The following is a 26064-nucleotide window of genomic DNA, read 5'->3' on the forward strand; positions in this document are numbered from 1 at the left end:
GCTAGGGCAAAACTTGCCCCATGTATTCACCCCAGAGCTGAGCGGCCTGGGCACTGCTGCCTCCGGTGGGCGTATTATCGTCATTACCGAGCCAGATTCCTGTGGTGAGCTGATAGCCCGGCACGAAGCCAATAAACCACAAGTCCCGGTTGTCGTTGGTTGTTCCCGTTTTACCCCCTTCACCCAGTCCTAAAAAAGCGTTGCGCCCGGTACCGCCTTGGATCACTCCCTGCATCAGCCCAGATAGGGTATCGGCAACCTGAGGCGCAAGTACCTGCTGGCTGGCGTCGCCTGCCTGACCGAACTCATAAATAATGCGGCAGGTCTGAAGATCTTGTAGATCGGCGCAGTCGCTGCTGTCGAGGACGCGCACAATGCCGTGGGGCCGGTTCCAAACGCCGTTGTTGGCGATCGCTGCAAATGTTCCCGTCATCTCCAGCGGGGTGACTTCGCTTTCGCCTAAAACCAAGCCCGGCACCGGATTGAGATCTGACTCAATTCCCAACCGCTGCGCCGTTTGCACAATGCTGTTTAGCCCCGCCTCCTGGGCAATCCTCAGCGCTACCACGTTTTCAGAGCGGGCCAGTCCAGCGTACATATCTAGGGCACCGCTGCCAGAACGACAGCCTTCAAAGAACTGCCCCTGCCAGGTCAGACCGCTGCAGCTAAAGGTGGCACTGGGAGGAATGTCTTGTTCTAAAGCCGCCGCATAGGCAATGACTTTGAAGGTTGAACCGGGCTGGCGTAGGGCCTGACTGGCTCGGTTGAACTGGCTTTCCTGGTAGTTGGTGCCGCCGACAAGGGCCTGAATCGCTCCATTCTCAGTATCGAGCGTCACCAGAGCGCCCTGGGAAAATCCAGCCGCACTGCCGGCACTTTCCACATAGCTACGCAGTGAGTCTTCTGCTGTTTCTTGAGTGTCTAAATTGAGGCTGGTTTCAACGATAAAGTTGCCTTCGCGGGCTAGCTGGACGCCCAAGACCTGATCTAGCTCGTCAAATATGTAGCTATAGAAATAGGGAGCGCGGGTATTGGCAAGCTGCTCTCTGGCCTGAGGGCTGATTTCAATCCGCGATCGCCGCGCCCGTCGCGCCTCCTCCTGGCTGACCATGCCCAAGACTGCCATCCGATCTAGCACCCGGTTGCGATATTCAACTGCCGCCTGATAGTTTTGCACCGGATTGAAAGCATTAGGGGCAGGCAGAATCCCCGCTAGGGTAGCCGCTTCAGAGAGATTCAGGGCCTGAGCCGACTTGCCAAAGTAAAACTGGGCTGCATCTTCAAAGCCGTAGAGGTTGCTGCCTAGATACACCCGGTTGAGGTAGGTCAATAGTAAAAAATTCTTGCTATGAAAAGCCTCTAACTTCAGCGCTACGATCGCCTCGCGGATCTTGCGTCCGGCGGAATCCGCAGTGCCCACATATTCCCGATAAATGCTGCGGGCAAGCTGCTGCGTGACGGTACTGCCCCCTTCGCGAATTTCGCCACCGCGCACGTTGGTAACCAGCGCCCGCAGAATACCCAGCGGATCAATACCCAAATGCCAGTAGTAGCGAGCATCCTCGGAAGCAATCACGGCTTTGGGCAGGTAGGGCGAAAACTCCGACAGGCGCTCTTTTTCAATATGTGCTCGGTTGGACTGCGGTCGCAGCGGCACGCTCACCCCGTCTTCTTCCGCGTAGATAATTACCGGGCCTTGTACGGAGTCAGGCAGAGGCGCTACCCGAAACTTAGGCCACTCTAACCCCACAATCCACAGGGCGATCGCGGCGCTGAAACCTGTCAGTCCGTACAGGCCGTAGCGGGCTGCTTGTATTGGCGGCGACGGCGGATCAACGTACTGAATTGTGACGGCATTAGCCAGTTCGGCAGGGCCGAGAGTGTAGCGATCGCCGTGGCGCAGCACCACTTTGTTCAACCGCTTTTTGCCCCGATAGATACCGTTAGTGGAATCGCGGTCTTTCAGCACAAAAGGGTTGCCGGGCTGGGTGCGATCGCGGCTGAGAGATGCGTGCACCTGACTGACGATAGGATTGCGGATGACAATGTCGCTAGACTTAGAGCTACGGCCAATCACATAGCGCTCTCCCAGCAGCGGAAATACCTCTGTTTTGCCCCCTGCTTCCTCAACATGCAGTTCGGCTACTCTGGCTCCCGCTCTCAGTGAAAACTTAGAAAAATCCACCTGGGCTCTTACCGTTTGAAAGGCTTGAGTGACCGTATTTAGCAGCGTTTTCTGCGGGTTTGGCGGCTTCGATGGAGACATAGAGTCGCAAAATCTCTAAAGAGCTGGCAGCGCGATCGGGGCAAACAAAAGCATTTCTTAATTGACCTACATTCTACTGACAACTGACGCCCGGTATGAGTCGCTTTGAATCAGAAAGTTAGCGCCTAGTGTGTTCAGACGGCGCTTCACTAGAAGGCTGACTGTGACCGGGCCGAAAAGCCGCCAGTAGCAGACAGGCAATGCCGACATTAATAAATACGTCTGCCAGGTTAAAAATCGGAAACTGGATTAGCCGAAAATCCAAAAAATCAACTACTTCTCCTGCCAATAGGCGATCGATACCGTTGCCCAAAGCACCGCTTAAAATAAAGCCATAGCCAGCCTCTTCCCAGCGATTTGCCAGCGATACCCCCAGCCCTAAGGCAATCAGACCCAAACTGACAGCCAGTGACAGCCAGCGCAGCCAGTCACCGTTCTCGCTGAACAAGCTAAAGGCGGCCCCCTTATTCGTCACATAAGTAAGATGAAAGACCCCCTGCCAGAGCGGCACCGTTTGGGGTGGTATGGTTAGCTCAAAGTTTTGCACGACCCAGAGTTTTGACACCTGATCTAAAATCAGGCCCACTATGGCAGCAATCCAAAACAACCGATTTTTAATCTGCATAGTGCCCTAATAGAACATTAGCTGCCGTACAACAAAGGCAATCACTGAAACGGCGCAGGTAACGGCAAGCTGTCCGGGAATGCGGTAGATAGAGTAGACCAAAATAGCTTCTCTCAGACTGACTGGTACCGTTGTAGCCCAACCTGAGCCATAGGCAATAAGTAAATAAGCTAAACCACAGACATGAATTACCAGCAAACCGCAGACACAGCCGAGGGCTAGCATTTCTAGTCTAAGCTTTGTCCGAAACGCTAAAAAGCCACAAATCCAAGCCGCAGGAATAAAACCCAGCAAAAAACCAAACGTTGGCTCTCGGACATAGCCAATACCGCCCCCCTGAGTGAAAACCTGAAACTCAAAGCTACGAAACAACACCAATCCTAAAGCTAAATAGGCAATCTGCGCCAAAGCTGCCGCGTTTTTTCCGCCTAGACACCCAATCAGCAATACAGCTCCTACTTGAAAACTGACGCCCAGCGAGAGTGCCTGGACACCGACTTCGCCCCAGTTCCAGGGCGGGCTGGTGATAAAAACTTCGAGCCAAGTCCCTGCAATGGTCAAGATGAGGCCGATTAAGGCCCAGAGCAGCTCAGTGGGTGCAAACACCTGATCGATCCTCTAGGGTAAATGGGATATTCTACATCGCCTAGCTGGAGTCCAGGCATAAATAGCAAGGTCTTTTTCCGGATTTGCTACTTGGGTTTGCGACCAAAAGCGGCTTTTCGAGCGGTATAGCCACAAACGTAAAAAATGCCTGGATAGCAACATGAAGCTGCTGGAATCCAGGCATGTCTGATTTTGGCACGAGTACTACTGTTGAAGCTGCTTCCGAGAACTAAAACAGCAGCGGTTTTGGCCGCTAAAGTTTAGGACCAACTGTCAGGCTGCTTAGACAAAGTTGAAATCACTGCTGTTGAGATCAAGTGTTGCATTACCCTTGACAACCGCAATCAGTTCCTCGCCGCCAGAGGCGTTCAGATAGATGGCTGTGCCTTTGGGCTGATCTGTGGAGGTTGAACCAAGAGAATACTGATCGGCACTGCCATGCAGCTGAATCGTATCGCCCTGGCTTGCTCGAAAATCACGCACTAAGGCATAGTCATCCTGTCCGGCGTTGGCATAGAAGCTTTGTGAAGTATCTCCCAGCCAGAAGGTGTCTGCCCCCTGACCGCCCAGCAGCACGTCTTGCTCAGCCCCTGAGGCCACGCCAGAGCTGGTGCCAATGAGCTGATCCTGGCCGGAACCGCCGACAACTAAATCATTACCGCTGCCGCCCTCAAGCACGTCATCATTGCTGTTGCCAAAGAGTCTGTCATCACCATCGCCGCCCGCTAGCTGATCATTGCCGCTGCCGCCTCGCAGCAGGTCGCTATCGTCTCCACCAATAACCACGTCATCACCTTCATTAGCGATGAGGCGATCGCGGCCTGTCCCCCCGTTGAGGAGGTCATTTCCGGCATTGCCGAATATCAGGTCATTACCGCTGCCACCCTCCATAACATCATCGCCAGCAGCGCCTCTGATGTAGTCATTGCCGTCATCGCCAGAGAGCATGTCGTCGCCGTCATTGCCAAACAGCTTATCGTCACCATCACCGCCGAAGATGGTGTCGTTACCATTGCCGCCTCGGTGTAGGTCATTGGCATCCCCACCATAGAGCGTATCGTCACCGTCGTTACCTATCAGGCGATCGCGGCCAGCTTCTCCAAAGAGGACATCATCGTCATCGCCCCCAAAGAGCTTGTCATTGCCGTCGCCCCCGGCTATCTCATCATCACCTTCATCGCCTCGAAGGAGATCATTGCCTTCATCACCAAACAGGTCATCATCTCCGGCTCTACCAAAGATCTTATCGCGACCAGCAAATCCCTTAATTTGCTCGTTCTCGGCACCGCCCCACAGCACATTGTTGCTGGCATCGCCAGAGATAATCACCGGGTCAGTATCAGTTCCATCTGAGGTATTGGGGTCGCCGCCAACGGTAGGTAAATTGGGTGAACTGTCCCCACCGAAGCTATTGGGATTTTGGGGAACCGGAGTAGGTGGAGTGGAAGGCGGTGTAGAGGGGATAGATGGAGCAGGAGCTACAGGATCAGCAGGAGTCGTTGGCAAATCAGAACTTAAAAACTCATAAGCGCCTACGTCAACGCCGCTGCCGTTGGGACGCTGGACGTCATTTAGCGCAGCTTGCGCATAGCCACCCAGCTGTTCAGAGCCAATGTCAATCGCGGCTGATGATTTAGCTAAGCGGAAATCTTTTTTATCGGCATCCACAAAACCCACAGATTTAACCGTAGTATTCTGACTGTCACGGAGGTTAACTACAGAGCCACGGGTTTCGTAAAGCTCATTAAAACCATCTGTAAATAGGTTGTTGTCCAGGGTGAGGTTGCTGGCGTTGTTGACATTGCCATTGCGATATTTGCTATCAGCAAATATGTTGTTACGAATCAGGACACCGTCAACCTGGGTATACCCTTCGGGTAGTCCCCCGCCGACGAAAAATCCCTGAATATTGCCTGACAAGGTGTTGTTTACAACCGTGACGTCTTTGACATTATGTTTGACCATAATGCCTACGCCACCGTTCACGCCCTGCAGTCCATTGTCATAGACCAAATTGTTGTAAACACGCACGTCTGACACATTGCCAATTTTGCCAACTTCATCGGCAATGACAATGCCATCTGCTGTGTTGTTATGAACAGTGTTGTTGTAGATGTCAATGTTGAAAGTATCGGCGCGATTGCCATCTACATAAATAGCTGGTCCACCTCGCTGTCCGGCATAGGTACCTGAAACTTGAGCAGCGCCAGTCACAGTATTGTCATGTACTGAACCATTGCGAGAGCCAGTCTTAATATCTATGCCTTCTTTCTTGGTATCTTTGACAAGATTACCGGCGACTTCAAAGCCGTCTACGCCCCAAATGGACAAAGCTTCTTGAGGCGAGCCCGAATCGTTCTTCGTTTTCCACTTCCAGTTGGCTCGCTCGACGGTATTGTTGAGGACTTTGATATTGGAGCTAGTTACTTCAGCGTCACCGCCGCCGAAGTACTTGTCAGGCATGACAATAATGCCTGAAGCACCTGTTTCGTAGGTGTGATTGTTTTGAACAATCATATTATCGGCATCCCGTAGGGAAATACCGGCCCAAGAAGTATTCTCAATCCGAAATCCGTCGATAATCCAATGGCTTTCTCCGGCAGACTGAATTACCCCTTTACGAAAGCCACCCTTATTGGGGTTGGGATCTTGCAAAACAACATTGCCATCAGCTTTTAGCGTAATGTGACCCTGTTGGCTATTACCTGACTTTTCTAAGTCAATTATCTCTCGATACGTTCCTGACTGAACTAATACAGTGTCGCCTGCTTCTACAGGCGATTTTTGACTGACCGCATAGCTAATATCTTTCCAGGGTTGATCTTTAGTTCCCGGATTGTTGTTGTTACCGTTTGGAGAAACGTAAAAAGAGCGACTGTTAATATTCATTGATAGCTCGCGTAAATAACATCAGTCGGCGTTGCACCCAAATTCAAGTTACGTAGACCTGATATTTCAATCAACTAAAAATCATTTTTTGGAACCCCTGCTCAAACACTTTATAGTAAATTTAAACCCGAATCATGAACTGTGAAATTACGGAATTTAGCACCAAAAAAAGAAAGCCTATCTAGGCAAAAACATGATTTTTTATTGAGCAATAAAATCTCTCTAAGCGGCCATTATTCGGCCCCATAGATAAGCTAAAATCTCTAAACAAATAGACATTTTTGAAATACCTATTTGGAGACTTAAAACGATTTTCAGGAATTTTTTCTCAGCGCAAATTAATCTCACGCTCGGAAGAGCTTATCCTGTTAGCGCAATTATTTTCAACAAGCCAGTCCAAAACTCAGCCATTTGGCGTATAAAAACGTCCAGCAGCAGCCCGATTTGAGGTTTTTTCTCAGCAAAATTGCGTAGACAGTTGCGGGAGGCTGAGAAAACTGTCAACAGTAGGGCTCTCTGGCTGAGTTCTGTACGATCGATAAGTGCTCAAGCGATCGCTAGAACCTTCTGGCAAAACTAACAACCCATAGAAAACGGTCTCTTTGTCACTTCTCTGGATGCTATGGAGCTTCATTGGTTTTCGGAGAATTTCATCAGATTGCTTCTGGCATATAGAAGAAATAAGCAACTCTGGATTTCCGGCAGACTATTTTCTGAAACTACATGAGATGGATCGACGCTGCACCTGAGTTCTGACAAGCAGTTGTTGACCTAAGGTTGAATCGGTGGAAGGTAGATAGAAACCGATTATTGTTCACTTTGATCAGTTATAAAAGTTAGCGGGGCAGAAACCAACGGTAATAACACGGGCTTCTTAACTCAAATTAATATTCTTTCCATTTTTGGTATTCAGTGTACGGATGGCAATTCTGACTGCTCTGCATTTAGTCAAAGTTCATCTATGGCTTTGGTAAGGTGCCGTCTTGCTCTGTAGTCGGCTTCCCGGTCAAAATAGTTCCGCAACGGCGGCAATATTGGGCGTCAGGTTCGTGCAGACTGAGGCCACAATCGGTACAGGTCACCTCAATTGCGTTCGTGACTTTGCTGAATTGGCGAATTAGGTTGCCAATCTGCGTCGGGATGAGGGCGATGCCTGTCAGGATCATGATTACGGTCAGCCAACGCCCAGCTTCGGAAATAGGCGTGAGATCGCCAAAGCCCACTGTGGTCATCGTCACGATCGCAAAATAGACCGCATCTAAAAAGGTGCCAAAGCTGCCCGGATTTTGCGGATGCTCAATCTGGAACATCAGCCCGGCATAGATAAAGATGATGGCAAACAGCGTGAAGCAGATGCGGGCAACAGCCAGGCTATCGGTGGCCGTGACGCGGCCAAACAAGGCCCGATCTTCCACAAACCGAATCAGCCGCAGAATTCGCAGCCAGCGCAGCAGCCGGACAAAGCGTAAATCGAAAAATCCCAGCAGAAACGGCAGGATAGCTACGAGATCGGCGATCGCATAAAAGCTAAACACATAGCGCAGCCGCTGCTCAGCCACTCCAAGCCGCAACGTATATTCCAGCGTAAATAAGGCCAGAATTGTGCGATCGGCTATAGTCAGCAGCCGCTGCAGCGACTCAGAAATGGGGTAGGTTTCAATAATAAAGATGGCCGCTGAGAGCAAAATCAGGGCGGCAATGACAAAATTGACCACTTTTCCCACTCGAGTCGTGGTGTCTTCTAGATAAAAGGCAATCTGCTGGCGGAGCGACATAGTTTTGATTGGCTGACAAGATGCCTGTGGGCGGCATTTCGCGGAGAGGAAAGGTGGGCTAAGATGGCGAAGCACTTGTGAACGGTGGCGAGGCAGGGAAAGCCCGGTGAAAGTCCGGCGCTGTGCCGCAGCTGTGATGGAAAAGGCAGGAGTTTTGAATTCTTGGTTTTAAGTTTTGAATTTGACTAGCCTAGAGCCGAAAATACACCTGTTTCCTCAGTCAGAATGCCTGTCTGTCACTTTTTCACTCTACTTCCTGCGTTGCACAGGAGCGGAGTTTTGAGATGATAACTTTGAACAGTATTCTGCAAGCTTCAGCCGGGGCTGAGGCAGCTAAAACGTACTTGCAGCCAGATTTGCCTCAGCGGCGCCCTTTACTTCTGGTAGGGCATGGCAGCCGTGATGCCGATGGTCGCCAGCGGGTGCTTGATTTGGCGGCAGCGTATCAGACTCTTGATACCTCTAGACCCGTGATTCCCTGCTTCTTGGAGCTGACGGAACCCACCATCCAGGACGGGGTCGATCGCTGCGTGGAACAGGGCTTTACCGATATCTCTGTTTTGCCGGTGCTGCTATTTGCTGCCCGACACAACAAATTTGACGTTACGAATGAACTCGATCGCGCCCGGCAGCGTCACCCCCAGGTCACATTTCACTATGGACGGCATTTCGGCATTGCGCCAGAAATTCTAGACCTCTGGCGATCGCGCTTAGCCCTGCTTGACCAGCCTGAGTACAATCCGATGGCCATCAGCCGGGAAGAGACGGTGCTGCTGTTTGTCGGACGGGGGGCCAGCGATCCAGATGCCAACGGGGATGTCTACAAGCTGGCCCGCATTCTCTGGGAAGGTAGCGGTTATAAAACGGTTGAAATCTGCTTTGTCGGCATCACCCATCCGCGACTAGAGGAAGGCTTTGCCCGATCGCGCCTCTATCAGCCCCGGCGCATTATCGTGCTGCCTTACTTTTTATTTACGGGCGTTTTAGTCAAGAAAATTTTTGCGATCGCCCAAACGCAGCAGGCTCAATTCCCAAATATAGAGCTAGCCTGTTTGCCGGAAATGGGGCTGCACCCTGCTCTAATGCAGGTGATGCGGCGGCGGGAGATAGAAACGCAGCTCGGCCAGGTGCAGATGAACTGTGAACTTTGTAAGTTTCGGCTAGCCGCCGCTGAGCAAAACGGTGCGACCCACGGCCATCACCATCACGGACACGGACAGACTGCCGCCCATAGTCACCCTCATACCCACGACCACGAGCACCCAGTCTCAGACCCCTATGCCCAACCTGAGCAATACCATGAGCGGGCTTGGCAAATACCTTAAACCCACAGACTTTCAACTATGACTGATTTTGCTGTCGGCGATCGCGTCCGCATCGCCACTCTCCCCCCCTATATCAAGACCGCAGATACCATGCCCATGCTGCGTCCCCCCGATCTGGTGCAGATTGGCGAAGAAGGAACCATCGTCGATCGCCGCCCTGGCGGCTATTGGGGCATCAAGTTTGAACGCGGCACCTTTCTAATTGATAGCCAATATATAGAGGTGGTTCTAACCCATCAGGACGATAGCGCAGACTAACTCTAAACTCTAAGGGAGGCGGAGATGCGGCATCTCTCTGTCTCCCATTCCCCGCATTAGCCTGATTCCCTCAGCTGAAGCTCTTCTCTCCGGCCATACCCTATGAAGTTGGGTAGATAACCGCCCAAGGATGCTGGTGGAGTGAGTTACAATTATTAAGCATTTGTAACGGGATTTTGCTAAATCGATAAATCCCGTTAATTCATCTTGCTGAACAATCTTACCTTCCAGGTCTTGGAACCATGACTCTGCCTATTCGCAACGTTGCTATCATTGCCCACGTTGATCACGGTAAAACGACCCTTGTCGATGCCCTGCTCAAACAGTCAGGTATTTTCCGTGAAGGCGAAGATATTCCTGACTGCGTCATGGATTCCAACGACCTAGAGCGGGAGCGCGGTATTACTATCCTGTCTAAAAATACGGCGGTTCACTACGGCGAAACGCTGATCAATATTGTTGATACGCCCGGACACGCCGACTTCGGCGGCGAGGTCGAGCGAGTATTGGGCATGGTAGATGGCTGCATTCTGATTGTGGATGCTAACGAAGGGCCAATGCCTCAGACCCGCTTCGTTTTGAAAAAAGCCTTAGAGAAAGGGCTGCGCCCGATTGTCGTCGTCAACAAGATTGACCGCCCGCAAGCCGAACCTTACGGGGCGATCGATAAAGTTTTAGACCTGTTCTTAGAACTGGGGGCTGACGACGATCAGTGCGAGTTTCCTTACCTGTTTGCTTCTGGCCTGAGTGGCTATGCCAGAAAGGATCTAGACGACACCAACGGAGATATGCAGCCGCTGTTTGAGGCTATTTTGGATCACGTGCCGCCGCCGATCGGCAATGTGGAAAAGCCCCTGCAGCTCCAGGTAACGACCCTAGACTATTCCGAGTATTTAGGCCGGATTGTGATCGGTAAAATCCATAACGGTACGGTTAAGGCGGGTCAGCAGGCGGCTTTAATCAAAGAAGATGGCTCTGTCACCAAGTCCAAAATCACCAAGCTGATGGGCTTTGAAGGGCTGAAGCGGATTGAAATTGAAGAAGCTTCGGCGGGCAACATTGTGGCGATCGCCGGTTTCGCAGATGCCAACATCGGCGAGACGGTGGCCTGCCCTGACAATCCGGCAGCGCTACCGCTGATCAAGGTAGACGAGCCGACGCTGCAGATGACCTTTGCCATCAACGACTCTCCTTTTGCCGGTCAAGAAGGCGATTATGTGACTTCGCGCCAAATCCGCGATCGCCTAATGCGCGAACTGGAAACCAACGTGGCGCTGCGAGTCGAGGAAACCGACTCCCCCGATCGCTTTGCGGTTTCTGGGCGAGGCGAGCTGCACCTCGGCATCTTGATTGAAACCATGCGCCGCGAAGGCTATGAGTTTCAGGTATCTCAGCCCCAGGTAATTTACCGCGAAATTAACGGTCAGCCCTGTGAGCCTTACGAGCTACTGGCTTTAGACGTCCCGGAAGATGCGATGGGCGGCTGCATCGAGCGTATCGGCCAGCGTAAGGGCGAAATGCAGGATATGCGCGTCACCGGAGACGGACGAGCTACTTTGGAATTTGTGGTTCCGGCTCGTGGCCTAATTGGCTTTCGGGGCGAGTTTATGCGCCTGACCCGGGGCGAGGGCATCATGAACCACAGCTTCCTGGAGTATCGGCCCATGTCGGGCGAAGTAGAAACTCGCCGCAACGGGGTGCTGATTTCCTTTGAGGAAGGGGTGGCGACGTTCTATGCCCTGAAGAACGCGGAAGATCGCGGCGTCTTCTTCATTGAGCCGGGAACTAAGGTTTACCGGGGCATGATTGTGGGCGAAAACAATCGACCCCAGGATCTAGAACTGAACCTCTGTAAAACCAAGCAGCTCACCAACCACCGCTCGGCTACGGGGGATGAACTCGTGCAGCTCCAAACTCCGGTAGACATGAGCCTGGAGCGGGCCTTGGAATATATCAGCGCCGACGAGATGGTAGAAATCACCCCCGAATCCATCCGCCTGCGCAAGATCTCCAAGAAGCTAGCCCGTCGCTAAAGTTTCTCAGATTCCAGTTCCTCTCAGCTCCCAGGGTTTCTGCGGAAACCCTGGGAGCTGCTATTTTTTCCTTAATTTAATAAACTGGTAGCCTTTCTCAGGAATTAATTATCCGCTCTACCTGAATTTGAACGTGGGTAAAGGCGAGTGGCGATACGGTACCCGTTGTATAAACTTGTTCTGTCCTATACTGCGTATCTGAAAGATCGCGAAAGAGATAAAGCTGTTGATGCTTCAAATCCACAACCCAGTATTCAATAATTCCAGCTTTAGCGTAGATGTCTTTTTTCTCAGTCAGGTCTTTGCTGAGTGTCGTATTTGAGAATTCGATCAGCCAAAAAATATCCTCTGGATAGGGGTGATGACTAAGGTAAACCGATCCCTGTGGCTTAACAACCGCTAGGTCTGGAACGGGTTCAGAATCGTTAGGCAGCGTGATGGGATGGGCTTCCCGAATTTTAGCGGCAGCGCCCAAGAGCGATCGCAGATAGTCCCCCACTTCGCTGTTGGCATAAGCATGGGGTTCTCCTTCAGGTGGCATAACGACGAGATCTCCCTGCAGCAGTTCAATGCGCGTGTCATCAAACAGTCCCGCCGCGATCGCCTGATGATAATGTTCGACTGTCCATTTATAGGTTGTTAGGGTCATAGCAACTTGCCCGCAGCATCCTGTCGCCAGGGAGTTTTCAACCTAAAGCGATTAAGGCGATCGCCGTTTTTAGTAGCGATACCTTCTAAAGCTATGAAGATCATAGCCATTTTCTCAAGTATGGCTTTCATCACAAAGCAGCTCAAAACCACCCTCTGATAGATTCAAACTGGCCCACGCCTCAGTACAATCCTGTCATTTGTAAATTGCGACACACGAAGGGTTAGTTGTGGAAGACGTTTCTTTATCCATTGCCTGGGAGCGCGTTGCTTCCATGACGCAGTATGCTTTGCGGCTCCTGCCGGGAATTGTGCTCGGCATTATTGTATTTGCTATTTTTTGGATTATTGCGCGTATTGTTCGGAGTTTGATTCGGCGTTTTTCCCATCGACGGCGATCGCGCAATGTGGCTTTAGTACTGGCGCGCCTGATCCAGAGCGGCATCATTTTGTTAGGCGCATTAGTCGCCTTGTCGATTGTTTTCCCTTCCTTTGGCGCTGGCGATCTGTTTCAGCTCTTGGGGATTGGGGGTGTCGCCATTGGCTTTGCCTTCCGCGATATTCTGCAGAACTTTCTAGCTGGTATCTTGATTTTGCTGACGGAGCCTTTTCAAGTTGAAGATCAAATTGTCTACAACGACTTTGAAGGTACGGTCGAGAAGATTCAGACCCGCGCCACGACCATTCGCACCTACGACGGTCGCCGCGTAGTCATTCCCAACGCCGAACTGTTTACCAACGCCGTCACGGTGAATACCGCCTACGAAAAGCGACGGCTGCAGTACGACATTGGCATTGGCTACGGGGACGACATCGATCAGGCCAAACGGCTGATTTTAGACGTGCTAAGCAACGATCAAGATGCCCTGCAAGATCCAGGGCCAGAAGTGCTCGTAGTTGATCTGGCCGGGAGTACGATCAACCTGCGTGCTCGCTGGTGGATCAAGCCCCCCCGCCGCGCTGACGCTCTCAGCACTCAGGATCGGATCTTAGCCCGCATTTGCGCGGTGCTGACTGAAAACGGCATCGATATGCCCTTCCCCACTCAGCAGATTCTCTTCCACGACCAGACAGAAGAAACCGACGGCGATCGCTCCCGGCAGCGCGAAGGCTGGCCTGCTGGCCCAGGGGACACGCCTAAACGCCGCGATTTAGCCGGAGCGCTGCGGGCGAGCCGCTCATCAGACAACGGACAGCACTAATTCTCTAAGGGACTAACCGCTTAAAACCAGTCGTCATCGCCCCCTTCATCTTCATAGCGATAGTCAGCGTAGGGGTAGTCACTACGGACGGCGTAGCCCTCTTCGTCATAGCGATAGGATTCTGTCGCCGGCTCTTGCCAGCGGGCCGGACGCAGACTGGGATCCCAGGTCATCCGCACTGTCAGCATAGAGGAATCATCAGAACGGGCGATCGCGGCTTGTCCCTCAGCACTGAGCTTGAGGCCAAATTCCACCTCAACCTGAGACGGCTGTTCGTCTAAGGTATCTAAAGTCTCCACCACTAGCTGCGCCATATTACGCATCGTATTCATGGCGCTGTTGATTGCCGCCGCTGAGCGTTCAACCTGATCGGTTCTGACTAAGGCAGCCGGATTGTCGATCGGCGCAGTTGGCGTAAACTCCACTAAAATAGGCGCGTCTTCATCAAGTTGGAAACGGGGCATAAATTTCAGACCGAATCAAAACAATCAGCGTCATACCGTTCTCTCAAAATAGCCTATCTTGACGGCTACCCAGGTAAAGCAGGCGATCGCCCAGGAATATCTTTGCCCTCGCTGCCTAGAATGAGAACATTAGCCTAGGTCGAAGAGGCAGGCATGTTAGAAGTTGTCACCACCGCGCTTGAAAGCCAAGACTACCGCCGCGCCGCCGAACTACTGCAGCAGTGGCGGCAGCAGTCTCCCCAAGATCCTTGGCTGAAGCTTTGTATTGGTCAGTATCAGGAAGGGCGGGGGCAGCTAGAAGCCGCCGCCAAAACCTACCGCCAAATTTTGCAGAAATCAACCCACCCTAAAATACTGGCTCAGGCTAGGCAGGGGATTGAGCGGCTCAATGCCCGTCAGGCTGCCCAGCAGGAAGCGGCCAAAGCCTCTGCCAAAGCCGCTCCCGACAGTCAGGATACAGGCTTACTGCTTTTAGAACCCGTAGCGCCCCAGCAGCGAGCGACAGCAGCCCAGGGGTTAGCCCAGGTGATGCAGATAGATGCGTACACGGCGCGAATGCAGTTGCCCAGCAAAAGCTGGCGAGTTTACCGCGTCGGCAATATGGGGGAACTACGCTACTTGGAACAGGCGCTGACAACGGCGGCGACGCCGGCTTTTTGTGCCAAGCTAGCGGATATTAATCAAGGTCAGGTGTTTCGGGTCAGCTTCTTGCGGGCGGTAGAGCCACAGGTCAAAGTGGTCTGCCAAAGCGCTAATAATCAGCTTGGCACCATTGCCTTTGACTGGTCAGAGGTGAGCCAGTGTGTGGTGGGAGCACTGCCGATTTTTGAGCAGGTGGTGGATCTAGGCCCTTGGGGCAAGCTGCAGCGCAAGGAGAAGACCCAGGACTATGCCCAGGTTTTAGACCTGCATCTGCACCAGCGGCGATCGATTTTGCGTCTGTGCGATCGCACCTATCAGTTCAAATCGGGCGATCCCCTCAGCACGCAAACCAGCCCTGACTTGCCTCAGGCAACGACTCGCCCCCGTTGGAATGCCCTCAGCCAGCATATTCAGGCGCAGCTCACCTGTCCTCTGCAATCTGGCTTTACGCCTTTTGCCGAAGGGGCGATGGAATATATTGACCTGCTATCTAATTTTCCCGCCCACATCGACCTGATGCGAAAGCGGCCCAGCAACTGGGATGCTGCTTTCCAGCTCTATAGCGGTCTCCACTTTCTGCAGCATCAGAATCACCGCTCTGGATTGGCAATTTAATCTGCAGCTTGGTGAGCGATCGCCAGTTTCAGCGTCTGCCAGGAGCTGACCTAGATTCCATCGTTAGACCGAACAAGCGACCGGCACTCGTAAGCTAAGTTCTCAATAAACCTGCATTTAGGAGAAATTTATGAGCGTTAAGTTTACAGTGCCTTCAATGGTGTGTGACGGCTGTACTGAGACAGTGGCCGAGGCAATTACCAAAGTAGACGGCAAGGCCAAAGTCAATATCGATTTAACATCCAAAGAAGTTATGGCTGAAACTGAGGCCAGCGAAGCTTCAATTCGGCAGGCCATTCAAGCAACCGGACACACAGTTGCCTAACTAACCGAACACAGCGGGTTGCGCTTGTAAGTGGGTTAAGATTTGCATCACCCGTCGATAGGCTGCTTGGCGCCCCTGCTGATAAAAACAGTCAGCCGCCTGATTTAGATCGGCGATCGCCTGCGGGTGATTGCCGATTTGCTGATAAATCATGGCGCGATTCAGGTAGGTTTGGGCGTGCTTGGGCGCTAACTCCAGCACTTGATCAAAATAGGCTATGGCCGCTAGCTCATGTCCTTGCTGGTGGCAGGCACAGGCCAAATTAAACAAAGCCCGCGTGTCGGCTGCGTTGTACTGGATTGCCTGGATAAAATCTTGCTTGGCGGCAATAGACTCCTGCTGCTGCAGATAAGCTACGCCGCGATCGTCGTAAATCGCGGCCAGGCGATCGGCTGCTAGCGGGGGACTCACCTGTAGGGACTGGTTGTAGTCGGCGATCGCTGCCGAATAGTTGGTGAGGCCAAACTGAGCTAGGCCGCGATTGTAGAAAGCGCGGTAATCATCCGGTTTGAAACTCAGTGCCTGAGTGTAGTCGGCAATCGCTGGCGCATACTCCCCTAAGCGATAGTGAGCTAAGCCGCGATTCAAATAAAATTCAGCCGAGTTGGGCTGATGCTGCAAGGCTTGGGTGCAGTCTGCGATCGCCTGCGGATACTGATCGAGACTGAGATAGGCCAAACAGCGATTGCCATAGGCCGCAGCTAAATGCGTATTTTGCTCTATTGCCTCGGTAAAGGCGGCGATCGCCTGCGGATATCTCTGAGCTATCAAAGCCTCAATGCCTTGTCGAAAGCTGCTGGAGCCGGGATTTGCGGCTGCCCAGACAGGCGTGACTGAGACGGCCAGACAGCAAATAGTCGCCAGGCTAAAAAGCAGTATTTTTCTCAAGCAAAAAGTCATAAATTCTTTTAGCAGCATGAGCTTTGGCTTTTTAATATCGCAGACGCTAACTAGCCTCTTTAATCGCAGACGCTAACTAGCCTCTTTATTAGTCAGGACTTACGCGCTTGACAAGGTTGCAACTAATTGCGAGATCCCCCGGCGATTGCCACCTTATTAAGGGAGGCAGGGGGATCCGGGCCCTACCGCTAGTATCTCGAACGTCGAGAGTAGTTAAGTAGACGAACCTACCAGCCTTTTTCGGCCTGATCTAAGACATACTCGGCAACGCTTGCAATTTGATCTGCTGTCAGGCGTCCCTTGAAAGCAGGCATCGCATTTTTGCCGTTAGTCACCTGATAGGTAATCGCATCGAGTGAAGCCATTTCGTACTGGTCTAAATCGCTTTGTTTGAGGGTTTTGGCGGCGTTAACCACGTTGCCACCGCCCATATGACAAGCCGCACAGTTAGCCGAGAAAACTCTAGCGCCCTCAGCAATATCAGCCGCAGCCGGTGCGACAAACAGCCATAAACTGCTGGCGATCGCTAAGCAAAACCACAAGACTCGTTTCATACAAAGTGTTCTCCTCAAGGCCCAATTGACTCACTCATCATGCCGGTGGGATTAGGCGGGGTCAAAAGACGATGGGTCAAAGATTTCTATTTATGAAGCGCAATCGGTTATCTAGAAAGACTCACATTTGCTGGCTATTGTGAAATACTGTTGGAGTGTGTTTTGCCAAAAGATTCTGTGCTCGACCTGAAGCAAATTCGCGAAAATCCTCAGTCCGTCCAGGAGCGTCTCAGCCACCGTGGAGACTATGACGTAGCAGCGCTGCTAGACCTAGACAAGCAGCAGCGATCGCTAGAAACTGAGCGATCGCTGCTTCAAGCCCGCAGCAACGAAATTGGCAAACAGGTCGGGCAGGCGATTCGCAACGGAGCCGACCCTAAAAGTAAAGAAATACAGGCCCTGCGGGAAGAAGGCAACCAAGTCAAGCATCAGCTCAGCGAATTAGAGCCAAGGGAACGGGAGCTCAAGGGCGAAATTGAGACCATTTTATTATCAACGCCCAACTTGCCCAGTGCTTCTACGCCCGTCGGCAAAAGCGAAGATGAAAATATTGAAGTGCGCCGCTGGGGCGATGAATACCTGCCCACAGGTCAGCGACTACCCCATTGGGAAATGGGTGAAAAGCTGGGGATCTTAAACTTCGAGCGATCGACCCAGATTGCCCAAAGCCGCTTCGTAACGTTATTAGGCGCAGGGGCAGCTTTAGAGCGAGCTTTGATCCAGTTCATGCTCGATCGCCATATTCAGGCAGGCTATACCGAAGTGATGCCGCCCTTTTTAGTCAATACGGCCTCGCTGACAGCTTCCGGCCAGTTGCCTAAGTTTGCCGATGAAAGCTTCAAGTGCGATCGCGACGATCTTTGGCTGTCTCCTACCGCCGAAGTGCCTCTGACCAATCTGCACCGGGATGAAATTTTAGCCGCAGACAACTTACCCTTTCACTACTGCGCCTATACCCCCTGCTTTCGGCGGGAAGCGGGCAGCTACGGGCGCGACACCCGTGGCCTGATCCGGCTGCACCAGTTTAACAAGGTGGAGATGTATAAGTTTGTGCATCCCACTGCCTCAGAAGCAGAGCATGAGGCGCTAGTGCAAGATGCCGAAGGTATTCTGCAGGCACTGAAGCTGCCTTACCGCGTGATTGAGCTGTGCACTGGCGACTTAGGCTTCTCGGCTAACAAAACCTACGATCTTGAAGTCTGGCTCCCCTCTTCAGACAAATATCGTGAAATCTCTAGCTGCTCCAACTGCGGTGATTTTCAGGCTCGCCGGGCCAATATTCGCTTTAAGACTGCGGGTCAAAAAGGCACCCAGTTTGTCCATACCCTCAACGGTTCGGGGCTGGCAATTGGCCGGACAATGGCGGCTATTTTAGAAAACTATCAGCAGTCAGACAGCACGGTAGCCATTCCAGAGGCGCTGCAGCCTTACTTGGGACGAGAGGTGCTTTAGACTGTGGCGGTTGGATCTTGAGCAGCAACTCAGCCTTTGCCGCAGACGAGGAGAGCAGCGCGTCCCGATTGCCTCAGGCGGGCAGTGCCACCTGGCCGAAACTGCCTAAAAATTGCGGCAGGTAGAAAGAACCGTCCCAAACCGAGTCCAGACAGGATAGCAGGCCAAACGATAGAATAGAGCAATATTGGTCTGAAAATTAACAGTAGATAGTCTTTATGTCGGTTTTAGCAGCGATCGCCGTTCTCGCGGTTCTGATTTTTGTTCACGAGTTGGGACACTTTTTAGCCGCAAGATTGCAGGGCATTCACGTTAACAAATTTGCCATTGGCTTCGGCCCCATTTTACTCAAGTATGAAGGCCCCCAAACCCAATATTCGCTGCGAGCTATCCCCTTTGGCGGCTTCGTCGGCTTCCCAGACGATGATCCAGATAGCAAAATTGCTGAAAACGACCCCGACCTACTGAGAAACCGCCCCATCTTAGACCGGGCGATTGTGATTAGTGCTGGCGTCATTGCTAATTTGCTGTTTGCCTATCTTGTCTTTGTTGCCCAATATGCGAGCGTCGGCGTTCCCCAAAACTTCGCTTCTGAACCGGGTGTTCTGGTGCCCCAGGTGATGTCAGAAAGCGCCCCTGCGGCCCAAGCAGGTCTTAAGCCAGGGGACGTGATTATGGTGGCGAATGGCAAGTCTCTCGGTACGACCGAAGACACCATCCCAAGCCTGGTGGATCTAATTAAAAGCAGCCCTGAGCAGCCAATCGATTTGACCGTCCAGCGGGGCGATCGCCAGCTTGACCTGACCGTGGTGCCAGAGCGCGGCCCCGATGGCAATGCCATTATTGGAGTACAGCTACAGCCCAATGGCACTATCGTCTATCGCCGAGCCGACAACCCGATTGAAATTTTTACGCTAGCGGCCCAGGAGTTTCAGGGGATGCTGGTGCGGACGGTTAAGGGCTTCGGCCTGTTGATCTCTAACTTTTCCGAAATGGCCGGACAGGTAGCTGGCCCCGTTAAGATCGTTGAGCAGGGGGCCGGACTTGTCCACAACAACATCACGACCCTATTTCCTTTCACCGCTATCATCAGCATCAACCTAGCCATTATCAATATTCTGCCCTTGCCCGCTCTTGACGGGGGACAGCTCGCCTTTTTGCTAGCAGAAGCCGTCAGAGGCAAGCCTCTACCCGCCCGCGTTCAGGAAAACGTGATGCAAACGGGATTAGTGCTGCTACTCGGCCTCGGCGTTTTCCTCATCGTGCGCGACACCACTCAGTTGGAAATCTTTCAAAATCTGCTTCAGTGAATGCCGCTAAACGCAAACCAACGATTAAACAACAGCGGGCCTTAGCCGTTCTCAGCCGACTCAAGCAGCTCTATCCAGAAGCCCCTTGCTCGCTAGACTATCAAACTCCCGTACAGCTCCTAGTGGCGACGATTCTGTCAGCTCAGTGCACCGACGAACGGGTTAATCTGGTCACGCCTGCCTTGTTCGCCCGTTTTCCAGACGCGGCGACGCTAGCAGGAGCCGATTTAAATGAGCTGGAGCAGCTTGTCCGCTCTACCGGCTTCTATCGCAACAAAGCCAAAAATATCCGGGCGGCCTGTGCCAAAATCATGAGTGATTTTGACGGACAGGTGCCGCAGACAATGGCTGAACTGACGAGCCTGCCGGGCGTGGCCCGTAAAACTGCCAACGTAGTTTTGGCCCATGCTTATGGCATCAATGCGGGCGTCACGGTAGATACCCACGTCAAGCGGCTGAGCCGTCACTTAGGACTCACTCAGCAAGCTGACCCGGTCAAAATCGAGCAGGATCTGATGAAGCTGCTGCCCCAGGCCGACTGGGAAAACTGGTCAATTCGGCTGATCTACCACGGGCGAGCGGTTTGCAATGCCCGCAAGCCCGCCTGCGATCGCTGCCAGCTCGCCGATTTGTGCCCTGCTGCCAAAACTGCCCCGCAGAAAGTAAAAGCAAATCAGGCTTGAATATCTTTTGCGGCAGCAGCTATTTGGCTAAAATGGTCTATAATCATAGACTGTGTAATTACTAATCAGCAAACAGCAAACAATCTTTCATGGCTAAAAAGAGCATGGTCGAGCGGGAGCGCAAGCGTGAAAAGCTTGTGGCTAAATACGCCGCTAAGCGCGAAGCTTTGCTAGAAGAGTTTCGGCAAGCAGAGAACCAGCAGCAAAAGCTGGAGATTCATCGCAAGATTCAGCAGCTTCCCCGCAATAGCGCCCCTAGTCGCTTGCGCAATCGCTGCTGGCTTACAGGTCGTCCTAGAGGCTATTACCGGGACTTTGGTCTTTGCCGTAACGCCCTTAGAGAAATGGCCCACGAAGGTCTTTTGCCAGGCGTCGTCAAGTCGAGCTGGTAGAAAACTAAAGTATTTGACTGCTAGGGCATGGTGTACCATGTCCTATTTTTGTATGCTCGCGCAGCTTGTGCAGCTTGAGTCAAATTTGCCTGCCTTTACCTATCAGCGGGCGGGTTAACGGCTTGATAGAGAGCGGAATAGTCCTGCTCGGCTAACCCTGCGGCGATCGCCTGCTCGGCTATTTGGCTCACGCTTTTAGTCAGTTCAGCTTCAATGCCTGCCGCCTTAGCCGCTTCGACAAACAGATTCATATCTTTGAGCAGGTGCTTGGTCGGAAAGTTGGGATGGTCAAAGCTGCGATTCAACATGCGATCGAGTTTTTTATCGAAGGTAGGCGCATAGAGGGCACTCTCCCGCACAATCGCCATAAACTTTTCTGTCTCAATACCTTCCTGCTGCACCAGAGCCAGACTTTGAGCAAAGCCTGCCGTCAGCGCCCCAATGAGCTGATTCATCGCTAGCTTAGTCGCAGCAGCGGTACCTACTGGCCCAATATGCATAGGCTGGCCCAGGCTTTGCAGCAGCGGCGACCACTGGCTGAACTGCGCCTCAGTGCCGCCTACCATAATTTGCAAACTGCCTGCCTTCACCTGGGGAATGCTGCCGAGAACCGGCGCTTCCAGGTAGTTTCCGCCAGCAGCGACTACAGCTTCACCAATCGCGCGGCTCTGGGCTGGGGCAATAGTTCCCATTTGAATAACCGCGCGATCGCCTAGTAGGGGCTTGGCGGTGGCTGACAGCAAAGTTTGCTCAATCGCGGTGGCATCGGCCAGCATTAAAATCAGGCAGTCTGATGCCTGAATAGCTGCAGCAGGCTCCGTTGTGACGGCTATTCCGGCAGCTTCTACGTCGGCTAGTTTAGCGGCTGTGCGGTTATAGGCCGTTATCTGGTGGCCTGATTGTAAAAGTTTTAGGGCCATTGGCTGGCCCATCAGTCCAGTTCCGAAGAGGCTAACTTTCACGGTAAAGATCCTAATTGCGCAATTACTCAGGCGCAGCAGCGACCTGAGTTGTCAAAAGCATCACCTGACTGCTGTCTACGATGAAGGTGGTAAAGTTGCGATCGCTGAGCTGAGCCAGCGCTCTGCCTACGGCTGTCACGTCGGCGCTTTGAGTCACCAGCAGGTAGGGCTGCTGCCGGTAAACGACTAGGCCAACGGGCTGATCGAGCTCCTGCTGCAGATCGAAAGCCACCTCTGGGCGATCAAAATAGTCAACTAGGACGGCATAGCCCGCTGATAGAGGCTGGGGCGCATACACAGGCGAACCTTCTGCCGAACCCGTTGCCGCTAGAGCGGCTGTCGCTTCTGCCGGACTGGGAGGACGGGCAACGAAGGCCTGCTGTCCTTGTACTTCCGTCATGTATTGGGCCCAGGCATTCGCCGTCTCCAGGCTAGTAAAGCCACCGGCCCGTACCACCACGTCATTGAGGTAGTTGCAGACCATTGCGGTACTGCTAGCTGGCAGTTCTGCCTGAATGCGATCGCGTACCTCAGAAGTTTCGCCTCGCACCAGCAGCAAATATTCGCTGGCGCTAGGAGGCGGGCAAGGGGGAAACTCAGTCTGAGCGATCGCCGGGCTGCCAGCCAAACCAAGAGCTGCCAGCAACATTGCCGACCCAATACCAAATTTGCGATTCATACAAACCTCCGCACAACAATACTGCATCAGCTAGCGGTCGTCAGGGAAGCCAGCGGATCGGGAATGGTGTCAGAAGGTGCTTCAAACTCGCCAGTAGCGATGTATTCCAGCCGCAGTTTCAGCCAGGTGATAAAGGTCGGATTGGTAGAAACCACTGCTGCTGCTGGCTGTGGGCACTTGGCTTTTACCTCAGCTAGCTCCGGAGCCTCTAAAAAAGCGGGCTGCACGATCAGCCAAAAATCTTTTTCTTTTTCCTGTTCCTGATAGTGCCGGATGCGCTCTTTAATCACTTCGTCAAAAGGCTCTTCCTCTAGTAAAAAGCGCTGACTAGCAGCCGCAAAGTAATAGGTCGTCATAGCCGTGGGTTTTTCTTGTAAGTCTTCAACTATATAACCAATAAACCAGCTTGAGTGCTCTCTTGTCGCGCCTGATAATAATTCAAAACTCTCCGCGAATGACCTGCTTCATTTCGCGGACAGCCCGCTCTATACCGACTAAAGCCGCTCGGCTAATAATTGTGTGACCAATATTGAGTTCTTCCATACCCGTTAAGCAGGCCACCGGATAGGTGTTCCAATAGGTTAGGCCGTGTCCAGCGTTGACGCGCAGCCCAGCCGCGATCGCCTGCTGACAGCCCTGTTCCAGCATCTGTAGCTCAGAAGCCCGCGCTGTCTCCGTCTTAGCTTCGGCATAGCGCCCGGTATGCAGTTCAACAAACTGCGCTGAAGTCGCTGCAGAAGCTTGAATTTGCTCCGGATCGGCATCGATAAACAAGCTAACCGGAATGCCTGCCGCCTGCAGCGTCTTAACCACATTGCCCATGCGCTCAGCTTGCCCGGCAATATCCAGCCCCCCTTCAGTGGTAACTTCTTCCCGGCGCTCCGGCACTAAGGTCACATAGTCCGGCTCAAGCGATAGGGCAATTTGCACCATTTCGTCGGTGGCCGCCATTTCTAAGTTTAGGTGGGTGCGGACTGTCTGCCGCAGCAGCTTCACGTCCCGATCTTGAATGTGTCGCCGATCTTCTCGGAGATGAACCGTGATACCATCTGCTCCCGCCAATTCCGCCAAAGCCGCTGCTGCCACCGGATCGGGTTCTACCGTGCGCCGGGCCTGACGAATAGTGGCAATGTGATCGATATTGACCCCTAACGTTGGCAAGCTCAATTCTCCCGTAGAAACGCTGCCTCTCATTTTAGCCGAAGCCTTTAGCTCCCAGGCTAGAAATCAATGGAACGGGCCGGGAAGGCATATTCCGGTTCCGGTTCCGGTTCTATGTCATCTTCGATGGGCAGATCCATCCACTCCTCTGCTGCCGCGATCGGAATTTCCGCCCCGTTGACAATAGCGCCTAGCAGCCGCACCGTTTCAGATTCTTCAAGCTGTTCTAAGGCTGCCAGCAGCACTGTTTTCTCAGTATTATTGGGCCGTGTTACTAAAATCAGCCCATCTGTTTGCGACTCCAAAATCATGGCGTCATTGTTATGGCTTAGCGCTGGCGCATCTAAAATCACCATGTCAAAGCGGACGCGAGCATCCTCAAAGAAACGGCGCATCTCGCTAGATTCTAGAACGGCGGCGGCCTGTCGCTGAGGCCCCGGACTAGGCGAAATATATAAATTTTCGATACCGGGCACTAAGCGAATATTGTCTCCCAGCTTGCCACCGTAATAGCGCAGCGGTTCGATGGTAGCCTGCCGCTCTGGCGTTACCCCCAGCTGCTCTGCTTGGGAGGCGGAGCGCAGGTCGGCTTCGATCAGTAGCGTCCGTTTGCCAGCCCGCGCCGAAGCGATCGCCAAATTGTAGGCGCTGACGGTTTTGCCTTCACCGCCTTTGGTACTGGTAATTAGAATCACCTTGGGCTGCTTGGTGTTAACTGACTGAGCAGCCGCTAGCTGAATATTGCTGCGGAAGCGCTCGTAAATTTCTTCGTAGGGAGAGTCCGGCTGCAGCATCAGCGGCAGCGCCCTAGCTGAGCGAACCGATAGGGTAGGGATGACGCTGAGAATCGGCACTTCCTGGTCGCGCAGAGCATTCTCTAGCTCCTCGTGGGTGCGGACGGTGCTATCTAGCATGTCAAGCAGATAAATGATCGCGCCCCCGGTCACCAGGCCAATCAGACCGCCCACCGCCAAAATCACAAGGGCGTTAGTGGCTTCTATCTCTATAGGTTTCACTAACGGCGGCTTAGAAACGGTCAGGCTGCTGACCGTCTCAGCCTCAGCCGCTTCTGCATCAATTCGCTTGGCCTGGATCTGCTCGTAGAGTGCCTTCTTGACGGCAACCTGTTGAGCTAAGCGCTCTCGCTCTAGCTGCTTATTGGGAATGCTGGCGTACTGTTGACGCAGCTCTTGCTCTGATTGAGACAAAGTTTCCTGCTGCTGCTGCACGGTTTCCTGCTGGGTCTGCAGCACCACAAGCTGGTTGGCTAGAGCGGCTCTTGCCGGATCGAGGCTGCTGTCTTGGCGCACTTCAGTGCCGCTGGGCAGAGGCGCTAAGGAACCGCCGCCAATAATCTCGCTGGCTCGCTCCCGCAGGAGTTGAATATAAGCATCCTGCTGCTGCCGTAGCTCCACCATTGTCGGGTGGGCCGGACGTAGCTGAGCCGAGAGCAGCTCCATTTGCGACTCGGTGCTGTAGATTTTGGCTCTCAGGTCGGCAATGATGGGGTCAGCGCTGAGAGCCGACGAGGCATAAGCCTGCTCTGGCGTCATTCCTAGCCGGGACTGCAGGCTCCGCATTTGAGCATCAATGCTGGCTAGCTGCACCTGATTTTGGCGCCGCTGTGCCTGACTGGCCGAAATAGCGCCCAACAGAGAACCGTCTAAAGAAGCCTGAATCGCCGGGCCTTCAATTCGGTCATAGCGCTCTAGCGCCTGCTCAGCATTGCGCAATTCGGATTCGACTTCAGGCAGACGCTCATTTAACGCCTCAATAATGCTGCGTAAACGCGCTTTATTGTTGAAGCGGCTGAACTCAACCATCCCCTCAAACAGCAGGCTCAAAGCAGCCTCGGCCTCTTCCGGCTGCTGGGAAATGTAGCGAACTGCGACGCTGCGCCGACTGGTATCGTCATTTTCAGCTTCGCTTACCTTAATATCTGTTTGCTGCCGTAGCTGCCTGAGCGACACTTCCATGCCTTGCTCTTCTAGGCGATCGGCTACCTGCTGCAGCAGAATATCAGCTAGCAAAACATCTTTATTAAAAATGCTCTGACCGCTGGCCTGAATTTCACTACCTGTCGCCGTGAAGGTCAAAATGGGCGCATTTTCAATCAGTGCCCCTTCTGCGACATACTCTTGCGGCGGCGGTGGCTGCAGGGCCACAACTCCGGAAGCGCCCAAAATGGCCAAAAAACCAGCTAGACCCGCCCACTTGTAGCGGTTGATAGCAATCAGATAGCGTTTGAAGAAGGTCGGCATCATAGCTTTACTAGGCGCGATCGCTCAGCCGAATTTT

General features: G+C 52.8%; 24 protein-coding genes and 1 riboswitch. Of the genes, 10 read left to right on the forward strand and 14 right to left on the reverse strand.

Annotated elements, in window-relative coordinates; all coding sequences use genetic code 11:
- Position 1: 1 nt before the first annotated feature.
- From QJQ48_RS18055 to QJQ48_RS18075, 5 genes are all read right to left on the reverse strand, one after another.
- Positions 2-2266, reverse strand: a complete 2265-nt coding sequence (locus QJQ48_RS18055) for a transglycosylase domain-containing protein (protein ID WP_346292642.1) — start codon at positions 2264-2266, stop codon at positions 2-4.
- A 118-nt stretch (positions 2267-2384) separates the two neighbouring features.
- Positions 2385-2891 carry a signal peptidase II gene (gene lspA, locus QJQ48_RS18060; RefSeq protein ID WP_346292643.1) on the reverse strand — a complete coding sequence of 169 codons (507 nt, stop codon included), beginning with the start codon at positions 2889-2891 and terminating at the stop codon, positions 2385-2387.
- A gap of 6 nt (positions 2892-2897) precedes the next feature.
- Positions 2898-3497, reverse strand: a complete 600-nt coding sequence (locus tag QJQ48_RS18065) for a biotin transporter BioY (RefSeq protein ID WP_346292644.1) — start codon at positions 3495-3497, stop codon at positions 2898-2900.
- A 282-nt stretch (positions 3498-3779) separates the two neighbouring features.
- Positions 3780-6386, reverse strand: a complete 2607-nt coding sequence (locus tag QJQ48_RS18070; RefSeq protein WP_346292645.1) for a right-handed parallel beta-helix repeat-containing protein — start codon at positions 6384-6386, stop codon at positions 3780-3782.
- A gap of 959 nt (positions 6387-7345) precedes the next feature.
- Complete coding sequence (locus tag QJQ48_RS18075) at positions 7346-8161, reverse strand: potassium channel family protein (protein WP_346292646.1); 816 nt, start codon at positions 8159-8161, stop codon at positions 7346-7348.
- Between the two features lie 34 nt (positions 8162-8195).
- A riboswitch (cobalamin riboswitch) is annotated at positions 8196-8412 on the forward strand.
- Between the two features lie 33 nt (positions 8413-8445).
- Between QJQ48_RS18075 and QJQ48_RS18080 the strand changes: the two genes are divergently transcribed.
- The 3 genes from QJQ48_RS18080 to typA all read left to right on the forward strand — a co-directional run bounded on the left by QJQ48_RS18080 (position 8446) and on the right by typA (position 11777).
- A complete protein-coding gene (locus tag QJQ48_RS18080; protein WP_346292647.1) occupies positions 8446-9486 on the forward strand; it encodes a sirohydrochlorin chelatase in 1041 nt (346 codons plus the stop codon).
- Positions 9487-9504: 18 nt separating this feature from the next.
- Complete coding sequence (gene sipA, locus QJQ48_RS18085; RefSeq protein WP_346292648.1) at positions 9505-9744, forward strand: regulatory protein SipA; 240 nt, start codon at positions 9505-9507, stop codon at positions 9742-9744.
- A gap of 242 nt (positions 9745-9986) precedes the next feature.
- Entirely contained in the window at positions 9987-11777 is a 1791-nt protein-coding gene (gene typA, locus QJQ48_RS18090; protein WP_346292649.1) for a translational GTPase TypA, read from the forward strand.
- Positions 11778-11874: 97 nt separating this feature from the next.
- Here typA and QJQ48_RS18095 read toward each other — a convergent pair whose 3' ends face one another.
- On the reverse strand, positions 11875-12426 hold the full coding sequence (locus QJQ48_RS18095) for a Uma2 family endonuclease (protein WP_346292650.1): 552 nt from the start codon (positions 12424-12426) through the stop codon (positions 11875-11877).
- Between the two features lie 274 nt (positions 12427-12700).
- Here QJQ48_RS18095 and QJQ48_RS18100 point away from each other — a divergent pair, with 274 nt between their 5' ends.
- A complete protein-coding gene (locus QJQ48_RS18100; protein WP_346292673.1) occupies positions 12701-13627 on the forward strand; it encodes a mechanosensitive ion channel family protein in 927 nt (308 codons plus the stop codon).
- A gap of 20 nt (positions 13628-13647) precedes the next feature.
- Here QJQ48_RS18100 and QJQ48_RS18105 read toward each other — a convergent pair whose 3' ends face one another.
- On the reverse strand, positions 13648-14091 hold the full coding sequence (locus tag QJQ48_RS18105; RefSeq protein WP_346292651.1) for a CU044_2847 family protein: 444 nt from the start codon (positions 14089-14091) through the stop codon (positions 13648-13650).
- A 153-nt stretch (positions 14092-14244) separates the two neighbouring features.
- On the opposite strand from QJQ48_RS18105, the gene QJQ48_RS18110 reads away from it, so the two are divergent.
- Together QJQ48_RS18110 and QJQ48_RS18115 are read left to right on the forward strand one after the other, a co-directional pair.
- The gene (locus QJQ48_RS18110) at positions 14245-15348 is read left to right on the forward strand and encodes a tetratricopeptide repeat protein (RefSeq protein ID WP_346292652.1); all 1104 of its coding nucleotides are present in this window, start codon (positions 14245-14247) and stop codon (positions 15346-15348) included.
- A gap of 130 nt (positions 15349-15478) precedes the next feature.
- Entirely contained in the window at positions 15479-15673 is a 195-nt protein-coding gene (locus tag QJQ48_RS18115; protein WP_346292653.1) for a heavy-metal-associated domain-containing protein, read from the forward strand.
- Here QJQ48_RS18115 and QJQ48_RS18120 read toward each other — a convergent pair whose 3' ends face one another.
- Complete coding sequence (locus QJQ48_RS18120; RefSeq protein WP_346292654.1) at positions 15674-16573, reverse strand: tetratricopeptide repeat protein; 900 nt, start codon at positions 16571-16573, stop codon at positions 15674-15676.
- A gap of 227 nt (positions 16574-16800) precedes the next feature.
- Complete coding sequence (petJ, locus tag QJQ48_RS18125; RefSeq protein WP_346292655.1) at positions 16801-17127, reverse strand: cytochrome c6 PetJ; 327 nt, start codon at positions 17125-17127, stop codon at positions 16801-16803.
- Between the two features lie 177 nt (positions 17128-17304).
- On the opposite strand from petJ, the gene serS reads away from it, so the two are divergent.
- The 4 genes from serS to rpsN all read left to right on the forward strand — a co-directional run bounded on the left by serS (position 17305) and on the right by rpsN (position 20964).
- The gene (serS, locus tag QJQ48_RS18130; RefSeq protein WP_346292674.1) at positions 17305-18579 is read left to right on the forward strand and encodes a serine--tRNA ligase; all 1275 of its coding nucleotides are present in this window, start codon (positions 17305-17307) and stop codon (positions 18577-18579) included.
- 218 nt (positions 18580-18797) lie between these two features.
- Positions 18798-19889, forward strand: a complete 1092-nt coding sequence (gene rseP, locus QJQ48_RS18135; protein ID WP_346292656.1) for an RIP metalloprotease RseP — start codon at positions 18798-18800, stop codon at positions 19887-19889.
- The gene (nth, locus tag QJQ48_RS18140) at positions 19886-20572 is read left to right on the forward strand and encodes an endonuclease III (RefSeq protein ID WP_346292657.1); all 687 of its coding nucleotides are present in this window, start codon (positions 19886-19888) and stop codon (positions 20570-20572) included. The genes rseP and nth overlap by 4 nt, the downstream gene beginning before the upstream one ends.
- Before the next feature lie 89 nt (positions 20573-20661).
- Complete coding sequence (gene rpsN / locus QJQ48_RS18145; RefSeq protein ID WP_346292658.1) at positions 20662-20964, forward strand: 30S ribosomal protein S14; 303 nt, start codon at positions 20662-20664, stop codon at positions 20962-20964.
- 95 nt (positions 20965-21059) lie between these two features.
- Here the strand turns inward: rpsN and QJQ48_RS18150 are convergent, their stop codons facing one another.
- The 5 genes from QJQ48_RS18150 to QJQ48_RS18170 all read right to left on the reverse strand — a co-directional run bounded on the left by QJQ48_RS18150 (position 21060) and on the right by QJQ48_RS18170 (position 26030).
- A complete protein-coding gene (locus QJQ48_RS18150; protein WP_346292659.1) occupies positions 21060-21926 on the reverse strand; it encodes an NAD(P)-dependent oxidoreductase in 867 nt (288 codons plus the stop codon).
- A 22-nt stretch (positions 21927-21948) separates the two neighbouring features.
- Complete coding sequence (locus tag QJQ48_RS18155; RefSeq protein ID WP_346292660.1) at positions 21949-22605, reverse strand: hypothetical protein; 657 nt, start codon at positions 22603-22605, stop codon at positions 21949-21951.
- Positions 22606-22631: 26 nt separating this feature from the next.
- Positions 22632-22961 carry an MgPME-cyclase complex family protein gene (locus QJQ48_RS18160; protein ID WP_346292661.1) on the reverse strand — a complete coding sequence of 110 codons (330 nt, stop codon included), beginning with the start codon at positions 22959-22961 and terminating at the stop codon, positions 22632-22634.
- Positions 22962-23043: 82 nt separating this feature from the next.
- Positions 23044-23766 (reverse strand): pyridoxine 5'-phosphate synthase, encoded by a 723-nt coding sequence (locus QJQ48_RS18165; RefSeq protein WP_346292662.1) that lies wholly within the window; start codon positions 23764-23766, stop codon positions 23044-23046.
- Between the two features lie 59 nt (positions 23767-23825).
- Complete coding sequence (locus QJQ48_RS18170) at positions 23826-26030, reverse strand: GumC family protein (RefSeq protein ID WP_346292663.1); 2205 nt, start codon at positions 26028-26030, stop codon at positions 23826-23828.
- Positions 26031-26064: the final 34 nt, after the last annotated feature.

This window comes from Sphaerothrix gracilis Ecp01 (assembly GCF_030405905.1).
Taxonomy (GTDB): domain Bacteria; phylum Cyanobacteriota; class Cyanobacteriia; order Phormidesmidales; family Phormidesmidaceae; genus Sphaerothrix; species Sphaerothrix gracilis.

Coding starts and splice junctions, on each gene's coding strand:
- QJQ48_RS18055 (WP_346292642.1), bottom strand. CDS start 2,266: ATGTCTCCATCGAAGCCGCCAAACCCGCAGAAAACGCTGCTAAATACG.
- lspA (WP_346292643.1), bottom strand. CDS start 2,891: ATGCAGATTAAAAATCGGTTGTTTTGGATTGCTGCCATAGTGGGCCTG.
- QJQ48_RS18070 (WP_346292645.1), bottom strand. CDS start 6,386: ATGAATATTAACAGTCGCTCTTTTTACGTTTCTCCAAACGGTAACAAC.
- QJQ48_RS18075 (WP_346292646.1), bottom strand. CDS start 8,161: ATGTCGCTCCGCCAGCAGATTGCCTTTTATCTAGAAGACACCACGACT.
- QJQ48_RS18080 (WP_346292647.1), top strand. CDS start 8,446: ATGATAACTTTGAACAGTATTCTGCAAGCTTCAGCCGGGGCTGAGGCA.
- sipA (WP_346292648.1), top strand. CDS start 9,505: ATGACTGATTTTGCTGTCGGCGATCGCGTCCGCATCGCCACTCTCCCC.
- typA (WP_346292649.1), top strand. CDS start 9,987: ATGACTCTGCCTATTCGCAACGTTGCTATCATTGCCCACGTTGATCAC.
- QJQ48_RS18095 (WP_346292650.1), bottom strand. CDS start 12,426: ATGACCCTAACAACCTATAAATGGACAGTCGAACATTATCATCAGGCG.
- QJQ48_RS18100 (WP_346292673.1), top strand. CDS start 12,701: ATGACGCAGTATGCTTTGCGGCTCCTGCCGGGAATTGTGCTCGGCATT.
- QJQ48_RS18105 (WP_346292651.1), bottom strand. CDS start 14,091: ATGCCCCGTTTCCAACTTGATGAAGACGCGCCTATTTTAGTGGAGTTT.
- QJQ48_RS18110 (WP_346292652.1), top strand. CDS start 14,245: ATGTTAGAAGTTGTCACCACCGCGCTTGAAAGCCAAGACTACCGCCGC.
- QJQ48_RS18115 (WP_346292653.1), top strand. CDS start 15,479: ATGAGCGTTAAGTTTACAGTGCCTTCAATGGTGTGTGACGGCTGTACT.
- QJQ48_RS18120 (WP_346292654.1), bottom strand. CDS start 16,573: ATGACTTTTTGCTTGAGAAAAATACTGCTTTTTAGCCTGGCGACTATT.
- petJ (WP_346292655.1), bottom strand. CDS start 17,127: ATGAAACGAGTCTTGTGGTTTTGCTTAGCGATCGCCAGCAGTTTATGG.
- rseP (WP_346292656.1), top strand. CDS start 18,798: ATGTCGGTTTTAGCAGCGATCGCCGTTCTCGCGGTTCTGATTTTTGTT.
- rpsN (WP_346292658.1), top strand. CDS start 20,662: ATGGCTAAAAAGAGCATGGTCGAGCGGGAGCGCAAGCGTGAAAAGCTT.
- QJQ48_RS18155 (WP_346292660.1), bottom strand. CDS start 22,605: ATGAATCGCAAATTTGGTATTGGGTCGGCAATGTTGCTGGCAGCTCTT.
- QJQ48_RS18160 (WP_346292661.1), bottom strand. CDS start 22,961: ATGACGACCTATTACTTTGCGGCTGCTAGTCAGCGCTTTTTACTAGAG.
- QJQ48_RS18170 (WP_346292663.1), bottom strand. CDS start 26,030: ATGATGCCGACCTTCTTCAAACGCTATCTGATTGCTATCAACCGCTAC.